Origin of the sequence: Pseudomonas sp. Z4-20 (assembly GCF_051131955.1) — a bacterium.
GTDB classification, from domain to species: Bacteria; Pseudomonadota; Gammaproteobacteria; order Pseudomonadales; family Pseudomonadaceae; genus Aquipseudomonas; species Aquipseudomonas marvdashtae.
On record NZ_CP071641.1, the window covers coordinates 1812871 to 1824910 of the forward strand.

12 protein-coding genes are annotated in these 12040 nt (G+C 62.3%); 3 read left to right on the forward strand and 9 right to left on the reverse strand.

The window, feature by feature from the left end:
- Window positions 1–38 precede the first annotated feature (38 nt).
- The 3 genes from prpC to prpF all read left to right on the forward strand — a co-directional run bounded on the left by prpC (window position 39) and on the right by prpF (window position 5108).
- Window positions 39–1166, forward strand: coding sequence for a bifunctional 2-methylcitrate synthase/citrate synthase (gene prpC / locus J3P82_RS08500; RefSeq protein ID WP_434562211.1), 1128 nt, complete (start codon window positions 39–41; stop codon window positions 1164–1166).
- A 106-nt stretch (window positions 1167–1272) separates the two neighbouring features.
- Window positions 1273–3864, forward strand: a complete 2592-nt coding sequence (acnD, locus tag J3P82_RS08505; RefSeq protein WP_434562213.1) for a Fe/S-dependent 2-methylisocitrate dehydratase AcnD — start codon at window positions 1273–1275, stop codon at window positions 3862–3864.
- 50 nt (window positions 3865–3914) lie between these two features.
- Window positions 3915–5108, forward strand: a complete 1194-nt coding sequence (prpF, locus tag J3P82_RS08510; protein WP_434562215.1) for a 2-methylaconitate cis-trans isomerase PrpF — start codon at window positions 3915–3917, stop codon at window positions 5106–5108.
- 48 nt (window positions 5109–5156) lie between these two features.
- Here prpF and J3P82_RS08515 read toward each other — a convergent pair whose 3' ends face one another.
- The 9 genes from J3P82_RS08515 to J3P82_RS08555 form a co-directional block, all read right to left on the reverse strand.
- A complete protein-coding gene (locus J3P82_RS08515; protein WP_434562217.1) occupies window positions 5157–6050 on the reverse strand; it encodes a metal ABC transporter solute-binding protein, Zn/Mn family in 894 nt (297 codons plus the stop codon).
- On the reverse strand, window positions 6051–6950 hold the full coding sequence (locus tag J3P82_RS08520; RefSeq protein ID WP_434562219.1) for a metal ABC transporter permease: 900 nt from the start codon (window positions 6948–6950) through the stop codon (window positions 6051–6053).
- Window positions 6947–7702, reverse strand: a complete 756-nt coding sequence (locus J3P82_RS08525) for a metal ABC transporter ATP-binding protein (protein WP_434562221.1) — start codon at window positions 7700–7702, stop codon at window positions 6947–6949. Before J3P82_RS08525 ends, J3P82_RS08520 begins: the two co-directional genes overlap by 4 nt.
- A complete protein-coding gene (locus tag J3P82_RS08530; protein WP_434562223.1) occupies window positions 7699–8628 on the reverse strand; it encodes a metal ABC transporter substrate-binding protein in 930 nt (309 codons plus the stop codon). Before J3P82_RS08530 ends, J3P82_RS08525 begins: the two co-directional genes overlap by 4 nt.
- Before the next feature lie 34 nt (window positions 8629–8662).
- The gene (locus J3P82_RS08535) at window positions 8663–9238 is read right to left on the reverse strand and encodes a DUF6162 family protein (RefSeq protein ID WP_434562225.1); all 576 of its coding nucleotides are present in this window, start codon (window positions 9236–9238) and stop codon (window positions 8663–8665) included.
- The gene (locus J3P82_RS08540) at window positions 9235–9561 is read right to left on the reverse strand and encodes a hypothetical protein (RefSeq protein ID WP_434562227.1); all 327 of its coding nucleotides are present in this window, start codon (window positions 9559–9561) and stop codon (window positions 9235–9237) included. Before J3P82_RS08540 ends, J3P82_RS08535 begins: the two co-directional genes overlap by 4 nt.
- On the reverse strand, window positions 9558–10100 hold the full coding sequence (locus J3P82_RS08545) for a thiamine pyrophosphate-binding protein (protein WP_434562229.1): 543 nt from the start codon (window positions 10098–10100) through the stop codon (window positions 9558–9560). Before J3P82_RS08545 ends, J3P82_RS08540 begins: the two co-directional genes overlap by 4 nt.
- Window positions 10097–11311 carry a PepSY-associated TM helix domain-containing protein gene (locus tag J3P82_RS08550; protein ID WP_434562231.1) on the reverse strand — a complete coding sequence of 405 codons (1215 nt, stop codon included), beginning with the start codon at window positions 11309–11311 and terminating at the stop codon, window positions 10097–10099. The genes J3P82_RS08545 and J3P82_RS08550 overlap by 4 nt, the downstream gene beginning before the upstream one ends.
- Before the next feature lie 227 nt (window positions 11312–11538).
- A complete protein-coding gene (locus tag J3P82_RS08555; protein WP_434562233.1) occupies window positions 11539–12000 on the reverse strand; it encodes a VOC family protein in 462 nt (153 codons plus the stop codon).
- Window positions 12001–12040: the final 40 nt, after the last annotated feature.

Genomic DNA, 12040 nt, shown 5'->3' on the forward strand with positions numbered 1-12040 from the left:
GGCTCCCCGACAAATTCAAGAAAATGGAGATAGCACAAATGGCCGAAGCAAAAATACTCAGTGGCGCCGGGCTCCGTGGCCAGGTGGCCGGGCAAACCGCATTGTCCACCGTAGGCCAGTCGGGTGCCGGCCTGACCTATCGCGGCTACGACGTTCGCGACCTGGCGGCTGATGCACAATTTGAAGAAGTGGCTTACCTGCTGCTGTACGGCGAACTGCCGACCCAGGCGCAACTCGACGCCTACACACGCAAGCTCAGCCAATTGCGCGACTTGCCCCAGGCGTTGAAAGAAGTGCTAGAGCGCATTCCTGCCGACGCCCATCCGATGGATGTGATGCGCACTGGCTGCTCGTTCCTGGGCAATCTTGAACCAGAGAACGACTTTTCCGAGCAGCACGACAAGACCGATCGCCTGTTGGGCGCATTCCCGGCGATCATGTGCTACTGGTACCGCTTCAGTCACGAAGGCCAGCGCATCGAGTGCGTGACCGACGAAGCCTCCATCGGCGGCCACTTCCTGCAGCTGTTGCACGGCAAAAAGCCGAGCGAGTTGCACGTCAAGGTCATGAACGTATCGCTGATCCTCTACGCCGAGCACGAATTCAACGCCTCGACCTTCACCGCCCGGGTCTGCGCTTCCACACTGTCGGACCTGTTCTCCTGCATCACCGCTGCCATCGGCTCGTTGCGCGGCCCGTTGCACGGTGGCGCCAACGAAGCGGCGATGGCAATGATCGAGCGCTTCAGCTCGCCCCAGGAGGCCATCGAAGGCACTCTCGGCATGCTGGCGCGCAAGGATAAGATCATGGGCTTCGGCCACGCGATCTATAAGGACAACGACCCGCGCAACGAGGTGATCAAGGGCTGGTCGAAAAAACTCGCCGACGAAGTGGGCGACACGGTGCTGTTCCCAGTGTCCGAAGCCATCGACAAGACCATGTGGGAGCAGAAGAAGCTGTTCCCCAATGCCGACTTCTACCATGCCTCGGCGTACCACTTCATGGGCATCCCGACCAAGCTGTTTACGCCGATCTTCGTTTGCTCGCGCCTGACCGGCTGGGCCGCCCACGTGTTCGAACAACGCGCCAACAACCGCATCATCCGACCGAGCGCCGAATACACCGGCGTCGAACAGCGCAAGTTCGTGCCAATCGAACAACGCTGAGCGGGAGGGCTCACGCGATTACCAGGATCGTTCCCAAGCTCTGCGTAGGAACGATCCTGGTCGTGGCAAGCGCCTTTCTGAAACCACCGTGACCCGAGTCCTGACGATGAACACAGAATTTCGCAAATCGCTGCCCGGCACTTCGCTGGATTATTTCGACGTTCGCGCTGCCGTGGAGGCCATCCGCCCCGGCGCCTATGACGGCCTGCCATACACCTCACGCGTGCTGGCGGAAAACCTCGTGCGCCGCTGCGATCCGGCCACGCTGCGCGAGTCGCTGCTGCAACTGATCGAGCGCAAGCGCGACTTGGATTTCCCGTGGTTCCCGGCGCGGGTGGTGTGTCATGACATTCTTGGCCAGACCGCCCTGGTGGACCTTGCTGGCCTGCGCGATGCCATCGCCTTGCAAGGCGGCGATCCGGCGCAGGTCAATCCGGTGGTGCCGACCCAACTGATCGTCGACCATTCGCTGGCGGTGGAGAGCGGCGGGTCCGACCCCCAGGCGTTCGCGAAGAACCGTGCCATCGAAGACCGGCGCAACGAAGACCGCTTTCACTTCATCAACTGGACCAAGAAAGCCTTCAAGAACGTCGACGTGATTCCGCCGGGCAACGGGATCATGCACCAGATCAACCTGGAAAAAATGTCGCCGGTGATCCAACAGCGTGACGGCGTGGCGTTCCCCGACACCTGCGTCGGCACCGACAGCCACACGCCCCACGTCGATGCCCTGGGCGTGATCGCCATCGGCGTCGGCGGCCTGGAAGCCGAAAGTGTCATGCTCGGTCGCGCCTCATGGATGCGTCTGCCGGAAATCATCGGTGTCGAGCTGACCGGCAAACTGCAGCCGGGCATCACCGCCACCGACATGGTGCTGGCACTGACCGAATTCCTGCGCAAGCAAAAAGTCGTCGGTGCCTGGCTGGAGTTTTTCGGCGAAGGCGCCAGTGCCCTGACCTTGGGCGACCGCGCGACGATCTCCAACATGGCCCCCGAATACGGCGCCACGGCGGCGATGTTCCATATCGATCAGCAGACGATCGATTACTTGAAGCTCACCGGCCGCGAAGACACCCAGGTGCAGTTGGTGGAAACCTATGCCAAGCACGTGGGCCTGTGGGCGGATGGCCTCAAGGGCGCGCAATACGAGCGCGGCCTGACCTTCGACCTGTCGTCGGTGGTGCGCAACATGGCAGGTCCCAGCAACCCCCACGCCCGCGTCGCGGTATCGGACCTGGCTGCCAAAGGCATTTCCGGCCAGTGGGACGATGTGCCCGGGCAGATGCCCGACGGCGCGGTGATCATCGCTGCCATCACCAGTTGCACCAACACCAGCAACCCGCGCAACGTGATCGCCGCCGGCCTGCTGGCACGCAACGCCAACCGCCTGGGCCTGGCCCGCAAGCCGTGGGTCAAGTCGTCCCTGGCGCCGGGTTCGAAAACCGTGGCGCTGTACCTGGATGAAGCCGGCCTGACGACCGAACTCGAGAAGCTGGGCTTCGGCGTCGTTGCGTTTGCCTGCACCACCTGCAACGGCATGTCCGGCGCGCTGGACCCGCTGATCCAACAGGAAATCATCGACCGCGACCTGTACGCCACCGCGGTGCTGTCGGGCAACCGCAACTTCGACGGGCGCATCCACCCGTACGCCAAGCAGGCGTTCCTCGCTTCGCCGCCGCTGGTGGTGGCTTACGCCATCGCCGGGACCATCCGCTTCGACATCGAGAAGGATGTGCTGGGCATGGTCGACGGCCGCGAGATCCGTCTCAAGGACATCTGGCCGAGCGACGAAGAAATCGACGCGGTGGTCAAGGCATCGGTAAAACCGGAGCAGTTCCGCCAGGTGTACATCCCGATGTTCGCCATCCAGGAAGACACCGGGCCTAAAGTCACGCCGCTATACGACTGGCGCCCACAAAGCACCTACATCCGTCGTCCGCCGTATTGGGAAGGCGCACTGGCCGGCGCGCGACCGCTCAAGGGCATGCGTCCGCTGGCGGTGTTGCCGGACAACATCACCACCGATCACCTGTCGCCGTCCAACGCCATCATGCTGGACAGTGCCGCCGGCGAATACCTGGCGAAAATGGGCTTGCCGGAAGAAGACTTCAACTCCTACGCGACTCACCGTGGCGACCACCTGACCGCGCAGCGCGCCACCTTTGCCAACCCGAAACTGTTCAACGAAATGGTCCAGGAAAACGGCAAGGTCAAGCAGGGCTCCCTGGCCCGGGTCGAGCCGGAAGGCCAGGTCATGCGCATGTGGGAAGCGATTGAAACCTACATGGAACGCAAGCAGCCGTTGATCATCATTGCCGGTGCCGATTATGGCCAGGGTTCGTCGCGGGACTGGGCGGCCAAGGGCGTGCGCCTGGCCGGTGTCGAGGCGATCGCCGCCGAAGGTTTCGAACGCATCCACCGCACCAACCTGGTGGGCATGGGTGTATTACCGCTGGAATTCCAGCCCGGCACGGACCGCAAGACCCTGGGCATCGACGGCAGCGAAATCTATGACGTGATCGGCGAGCGCACCCCGCGAGCGACGCTGACCTTGGTTATCACTCGCAGGAACGGCGAGCGCGTCGAAGTGCCGGTGACCTGCCGTCTCGACACGGCCGAAGAAGTGTCGATCTACGAAGCCGGGGGCGTGCTGCAACGCTTTGCCCAGGATTTCCTTGAATCGGCGGTTGCCGTTTAAATCGTTTGGGTGGCCAGTATCTGGCCGCCTTTTTTCAGGAGTTAGAGCACATGGCTCACTCGCCGCAAATCAAGATCCCCGCGACCTACATGCGTGGCGGCACCAGCAAAGGTGTTTTCTTCAGCCTGCAAGATCTGCCCGAAGCGGCCCGGGTCCCGGGTCCGGTCCGGGATGCCTTGTTGCTACGGGTGATCGGCAGCCCCGACCCGTACGAGAAGCAGATCGATGGCATGGGCGGCGCCACGTCCAGCACCAGCAAGACCGTGATCCTGTGCAAGAGCACCCGGGCCGACCACGATGTCGATTACCTGTTCGGCCAGGTGTCCATCGATAAACCGTTCGTGGACTGGAGCGGCAATTGCGGGAACCTGTCGGCGGCGGTCGGTTCATTCGCCATCAGCAGTGGTTTGCTGGAGACCAGTCGCATCCCGCAAAACGGTACCGCCGTGGTGCGGATCTGGCAGGCCAACATCGGCAAGACCATCATCGCTCATGTGCCGATTACCAACGGCGCGGTGCAGGAAACCGGTGACTTTGAACTCGACGGCGTGACCTTTCCAGCGGCCGAAGTGCAGCTGGAATTCATGGACCCGGCAGCCGAGGAGGAGGGCGGTGGCGGCTCGATGTTTCCCACCGGCAATCTGGTGGACGACTTGGAGGTGCCGGGCGTCGGGACACTCAAGGCGACCCTGATCAACGCAGGCATCCCGACTATTTTCATCAATGCCCGCGACGTCGGTTACACCGGCACTGAGCTGCAGGGTGCGATCAATGGCGATCCGAAAGCCCTGGCGATGTTCGAGACAATCCGCGCTTACGGTGCCTTGCGCATGGGGCTGATCAAGCATCTGGACAAGGCCGCCCAGCGCCAACACACGCCTAAGGTAGCGTTTGTCGCCTCGCCGGCGGACTACGTTTCATCCAGCGGAAAAGCCGTGGCGGCCGGCGACGTCGACTTGCTGGTGCGGGCACTGTCCATGGGCAAGCTGCACCACGCGATGATGGGCACCGCCGCCGTTGCCATCGGCACCGCCGCCGCCATTTCCGGCACTCTGGTGAACCTGGCAGCCGGCGGCACCGAACGCACCGCCGTACGCTTCGGGCACCCGTCCGGCACCCTGCGCGTCGGCGCCGAGGCCAGCCAGGTCGGCGGCGAATGGACCGTGAAAAAAGCCATCATGAGCCGCAGCGCGCGGGTGCTGATGGAAGGGTTTGTGCGGGTGCCAGGGGATGTCCTGACCTGAATCAATCTTTGCGGGAGCTCGCTTCCTCGGCTGATTGCGTTGTTGCCGTCAGTCCTTCGTCAACGCGGCGACGACCAAGGCCACGTTACCTTCCAGCTCCGCCACCGGATCGGCGCCGTCGGTACTCAACACCAACAGTTGGCTACCGCCTTCTACAATGGCCGCTTTCAATGCTTGCGACGGCTCTCGGTGATGCAGGACCAGCGCGACGTCGTTGTCTTTCAACGTGGCGGCCAGCTGCTTCAGGGCATCGGGTGTCCAGTCGGCATCGGGCCGGGCATCGGTGCTGATCCCATCCAGATTCAACCCGCTGATCAAGTAGCCAAAATGCTCGCTCAGGCTTACCACACTCAAGTTGTCAGCCCCGGCGAGCCTTTTTTCGCTGTCGGCGCTGAGCTTGAGCAAGCGTTGCTTGAGCGTCGCGAGGTTGGCGTTGATCTTCGACTTGGCCGTCGGGGCCAGGCGCACCAGGTCGGCGGCGATCACATCGGCCATCCGGCCAAGGTTATGGCTGGCCATCCACGGCTGGCTCGCCAGGCCATCGGCCATGCCCGGTTGCACGGCGATACCGGGCAGGGCGCCGTCCACCGGGCGCGCCGCGTCGACCTCGACAATGTGGATATTGCTGCGCCGGGCCATCGGATACAGCGGATCGTCCGGCCACAGCGAGCGCAGGCCGATCACCGCGTCAGCCTCACCGGCGAGTTTGCCCAGTGCCGCGGCGCCACGCCCGCTGAAATATGCGCTTTGCCGGGTACCGGGTAGATTGTCCGGCGCGGCCCGGTCCAGGCTGACATCGGTGCCCTTGAGCAAGGCGTCGCTCAAGCCGTAGGTGATCGGCAGCGAGGCAAGCAGACGGACCTTTTCGTCAGCAAATGACGAGGTGGCGACGACGCCGCACAAGGTGAAGGCCAAGGCCAGTTGTCGTAATGAAAAAAACATTTATCCAAGATTCCCTTTCAGTTGGGGGACAACCCCTCGGGCGATGGCGGCAAGGGCGAATGCGATACCGGCCACCAGAATGATCGCGGCACCGGATGGGATCGGCAGGTCGAAGACAATCGGCGCCAGGATCCCGCACAACGTGCTGACGGTCGCAATCAAAACCGAGCACCAGAAAAAGCCTTTCAACGATTGGCTGAGCAGACGCGCGGCCGCGGCCGGAATCACCAGCAGCGCACCGACCAGAATGGCGCCGATGACCTTCACCGCTGCCACGGTGATCAGGGTCACCAGCACCACGAATAGATAGTCCAGGGTCTTGACTGCGACCCCGCGTACCGCCGCCAATTGCGGATTGAAACTGGCGAGCATGATTCGGTTGTACAGCGGCAGCGCCAGGGCCATCACCAGCGAGCCGACCACCGCCAGCACCACGAGGTCGTTGCCATTGACCGTCAGCACCGAGCCGAACAACACGTTTTCCAGGATGTGCACATTGATCTTGCCCGCCAGGATCAACAGCAGGCTGGCGCCCAGGGCCAGGGACACCGAAAGGAAAACGCCGATCAAGGTGTCCGGCGCCAGGCCCGTGCGGTTGCGCAAGTAATTGAGCAAGATGCCGAACAGCAGGCAGTAGCCGAACAGGCTGCCGTAGGGCCCGGTGTAGGGTTCGCCGAGCAATATACCAATGGCCACGCCAGTCAGCGCCGCATGGCCCACCGCCTCGGAGAAAAACGCGAAGCGCTTGACCACTACCAGCGTGCCAAGGCCGCCCAGCACCGGCCCGATCAATAGCCCGGCCAGCAAGGCATTGACTACGAATCCATAGGCGAGCGCCTCGGGCAGATAACCGGACGAGGCCCAGCCCTGGATCATCAAGCGAAAGGCTTCGTAACTCATCCGGCGGCGCTCCCGTTCGTGCGTGGATGGGTGGAAAACAGCGTCAGCAGGCGTTCCGGTGTCAGGGTCTGGCGCGGCGGGCCATCGAACAGAACGCGGCGATTCAGGCCGGTGACGCGGTCAGCCAGGCGCCCGACGGCTTCCAGGTCGTGTTCGATCCACAGCACCGTGATTCCGGCCTGGCGCCAGTCTTGTAGCAATTTTTCAAACACCTGGATGCCTGCTTCGTCCAGCGCCGACATCGGTTCATCCAGCACCAGCAATTGCGGTGAAGGAATCAACCCCTGGGCCAACAACACCCGCTGGCGCTCGCCGCCGGACAGCGCGCCCATGCGCCGCTTGCGCTTGTCCTGCATTCCGACCCGCTCCAGGGCCTGGCCGATGGCGCCAGCGTAGTGTTTGCTCAGGCCGAGAAAGGCTGGCCGTCGCTGACACATCGCCGCCATGAAATCATCCACGGTCATGGGCAGGCCCCGGTCGAATTCCAATGCCTGGGGCACGTAGCCGATCACCCCAGGCTCGCCCGGCCATCGCAGGCTCAAGCGGCCCTGATGCGGCATCTGCCCGAGCAAAGTCTTGATCAGCGAACTCTTGCCACCACCATTGGGGCCGACCAGCGCATGGATGCTGCCCGGTTGCACTTGGAATGCCACGCTGTCGAGAATCGTGGTGCGACCCAGGTTGAGACCCACGTCGGCGAACTCGATCAATGGTCCGGCGTGTGGCTGGATAAGGGTTTCCTGGACGGTCATGCGCCGGACTCCTGGATCGCTCGGACTACCGTGTCGAGGTTGCCGGTCATTTCCTTTTCGTACTTCTCGGCGCTGTAGTCGCCGTACGAGATGTGCGAGAGCGGGTACAGCTTCACCCCCGATTCACGCTGGATGGTGTCGACGTAGGTGGACGGGAAGTCCATCTCCGAGAAGATCACTTTCACGTCCAACTCACGCAGTTGGTCGATGGTCTTTTTCAGTTGGCTGGGGCTGGGCTCGATGCCGTGGGCGGGCTCGACCACGGCGGTGACTTCCAGACCGAATTCGCGCAACAGGTAGTCGTAGGCGGCGTGCACTGTGGCGACCCGCAGTTCGGCATTCGGCGCCTGGGTCAGCTTGGCCAGGGCGGCGGCACGCATCTGCCGCAGGCGCTTGCCATAGGCGCGGGCATTCTGCGTATAGGCCTTGGCATTGTCCGGGTCGAGCTTGCCCAATTCCCGGGCGATATTGTTGACCTGGGCGATGGACGCGCTGATGGACAGGAAGGTGTGTGGGTTTACGACTTTGCCCGCGCCTCGTGCGGCGGTGCCCGTGGCAGCCAGCAAGGGTACGTTTTCGTTGGCTTCTATGACCTTGACGCCCGGGGTTTCGCTGGCGGCGATCATGCGGTCGGCGAAATCGTCGTGGCCGACGCCGTTGAGCACGATCACGTCCAGGCCGCCGATGCGCTTGATGTCTTGCGCGCGGGGTTCATAGGCGTGAGGGTTGAAACCTGCCGGGATCAACGGCACCACTTCGGCCTTGTCGCCGACGATGTTGGCCACGTAGCTGTAATAAGGGTGCAAGGTGATGCCGATGCGCAGGCGCTTGGATGTTTCGGCGCTCGCCAGTGGGGCGACCAGGCAAGCGAGCAGGCCGATCAATAGCAGGCGCAGCAAGGGGCGGCGTTGAAATGCAATAGGCATGGGCAAACGGTCTTCTCTCGAAAAAAGCGTGGGGTCAGTGCCGGTGCTGGCGGGTTACGCCGGCATCGAATTGCGCGACGATCTGTTGCCAGCCGGCGGCGGACAAGGCGGCGTCGTCCAGTGCCGTGGGGGCCGTCGGAGAGTTGCTGCGGTTAAGCCAGATGTCCGGGGCGGCGTCGGACGCTTCGCTGATGCGCATCAGAAAGGAGCCCGAGACCGACGGTTTGGTGCTTGCGCCGAAGTAGGCCTGTTCGTTCAACAGCTGCCAGGCGTGGTCGCCTCGACTGACGGAACTGGCGTCGTGGGCGAACGGCGCAAAGCCTTCGTCGGCCAAGGCTTGCGGGCCGGGGAGGGCTGGCTCGCTTTCGCGCAGAAGGCGGATCTCATCCAGCGTCACCCGCAGGTCGGCATAGATGCCTTGCTCGGCGGCGCTGAGGTCGCGGCGAGCATCCAGTTGATAGGTCTCCAGGTGCGCGACGTCCTGGGTTTCCCCGTGCCAAGCCACGACCGAGCCGGCGCCCAGTACGATGATCAGGCACAGCAGCAACACGTAAAGGGTTTCATGTCCGGCACCGGCGGGGCGGATGACTTGGGTAACAGGTGCGTTCATGGGGCCTCGATATCGGCTTGGTCGATTTCCACTACGTGGCCGGGACCTGCGTCGAAGAGCACGTAGAATTCAGCGTTCGGCTTTTTGAAGGTCAGGGTCGAGTCGGCGCCGAGCTTGCCCGGGACCAGGATGGTTTCGTCGTAGCCAATCACGTCCAGCGTCACCCCTGGGGCACCGCTGCCGTCGGAAAAACCGCCGGTGCATTGGATCTGTTCGGCATCGATGGCTTTACATTCGCACATCGGGTTGTGGGCCTGCGCGCTGGTGGCGAAACCTGCGCACAGCAGCAGCGCCAGGCTGTTGAGAAAGGCGCGTAGGGTCATGGTCGGGCTCCTTGGGTTTGCAACCAGGCGACGGTGGCCGGTGAGGCTTGGCTCAGGGGAATGGAAGCTTGATGCATCGAACCGTCCCAGCCTTCAAGGGTGATCCACAGTTCGGCGTCTGGCTGGGTCTTCTTCGGCACTGGCAGCAGGGCGCCCATGCGATACGGCGAGCCGAAGAAAATCACCCCGGCAGCCCGCAGGCTGCGCGGTTTGCCGATGCGCAAGTAGGTGGCCTTGACTTGGCTGATGCAGCGCTGGCAGAGGGCGGCGTTGAAGTGTTTCATCGGGCCGGCGGGCCCTTGGGTGCGAGGCGCTTCGTTGCGAAACTCCGCCAGGCGCAGGCTCCACGGCCCGACCTGGACCTCGCCGACTTCACGCTCGCCAAGCCCTCCGTCTCCTCGGAACAGAGCCGCTTCTGAAAAATACTTAGGCATGAAACCCAGGGGAATCAACAGCAACAACACGTTGAGGTGGAAACGCCATTTGTGCCAGAACTGGCCCAGGCGTGAGGGTGATGTTGTCGTGGTGGACGGGTTCACAGGTTGCCCTCCGGCGAGTCACGGTGCAGGGACGGCTGTAATAAAGGCGCGGCCAAGGCCTGTGGTGCGGGTTTCTGGCCGCGCTTGAAGGCGTTGGCGGTGGCCAGGGCGGTGCGTTTGGTCCAGATCAACAGGCCACTGAGGACCATCAGGCTCAGGACCAGACCAAAGAAGAACCAGATAAGCTTGATCCACAGTCCGCCGAAGTCCCCGGTGTGCAACGGGCGCATCGATTCGGTGACGAACTCCAGCGCCGTACGGTCCGATAACAAGCGCGAGGCATCCACGTCACCGTTATAGGGATTGATAGTCGCGGTCTGGAACATCAGCGGATACCAGCCGCGACCGCCGATTTCCAAATGGCTGTAGGCGTTGAAGGGCAGGCTGACGAAGCTCGCCTCCAGCCCTGGGATTCGCTGCTGGGCGATCTCGATGGCGCGATCCAGGTTCAGCTGTGGCGGCGGCATGCCATTGGCCGAGAGCGGAACGCTTTCGCGGGCCACTACCGGGACGACCGGTGCACTGGAGATGGAAATCCCGTTGTCGGCGAGCGAAGCCTCGATCAGGAACCAGACACCTGTGACGGAAATGACCGCAATGAACCAGATCGACCAGATGCCGCTGAGCCGATGGAAGTCGCCCCAGAAAATACGGGCGCCGTGGCGGATACGCAGGGTCGGACGGAAGAAACCCTTCCAGAAACGCTTGTAGACCACCAGCCCGGTCACCAGGGACGCGAGCAGCGGCAGACCGAGGAAAGACACCAGGTACCAGCCCCAACTGTAACCGTTGGTGAATGGCACCAGCCACCAGCCATGCAGTGCACGTGTAAAGGCCTTGAAGTTGAACGCCGGGGCCGATCCCTGGATGACGCCGCTGTAGGGGTTTACGTAGACGGTGTCAGGGCGGCCGTCGGGGTAGGTGACCTTGGCCTCCAGGGCGAAATGCGATTCGTCCGGACGCACGATGCTTTGCACTTGGGTCTGCGGTTGGGCCTGCTTGATGGCGGCAATCACCTGGTCGTAGCTGAGCAGCGGGGCATCGTCCGAGGGTTCGCTGGCGCGCATTTCAGGGTTGACCAGCCAGACAATCTCCTGGCTGACCACCGCCAGGGTGCCGGTGACGCAGACTATCAGCACGAAGAACCAGATGGGCAGCGCCAGCCAGCTATGAACCAGGAACCACAGTTTTGAACGGGATTTCTTGGACATGATTGAGCGTCTTGATTCGATGAAAGGTTCTGTGTCACGGGCTTCGTAACCCCATGAACCTTGGGAAAACAGGCCGTGGCTTTTGCCGACGCGGCCTGCTGCATCTAATTAAGACGAATGAGCAGCCGAAATCCCGAAAGGGAAGATGAAAGAAAATGTTTCGCGTTTACGATTCAGGTCTTTTTGGCGAGGAAACAGGTTCCCTCGCCAAAAATACCTTGGGCGAGTCAGCCCTGCTGTTGGAACATCTCTTCGGCTCGCTGCTCGATCTGTTCCTGGCTCAGATCCTCCTTGTGCGTCGCCAGGAACCACAGATGCCCATAGGGATCTTTCAGAGTCCCGGTGCGATCACCATAAAATTGATCCTTGACCTCGGAAATCACCGTGCCTCCGGCTTCAATCGCTCGGGCAAAGGCACTGTCCACGTCTTCGACATATAAATGCAACCCCACCGATGGCGATCGGTCCGGGTTGCTCAGTGGGCCCTGATCGCAAGGCGTGCCGAGCATGATCGGATAACCGTTGATCCGCAGTTCGGCATGCCCGATACCCCCATCGGGCATGGCCAGGCGCATCACCTCAGTGGCATCGAAGGCTTTTTTATAGAAATCGATGGCTTCGGCGGCTTTTTGAATGCCCAGGTAGGGCGTGATGCCATGGAAACCTTCGGGAATGGCTTTGACGCCCATGACATTTCTCCTTAGTTGTGAAGGGAGGCGAAGAAAGTCT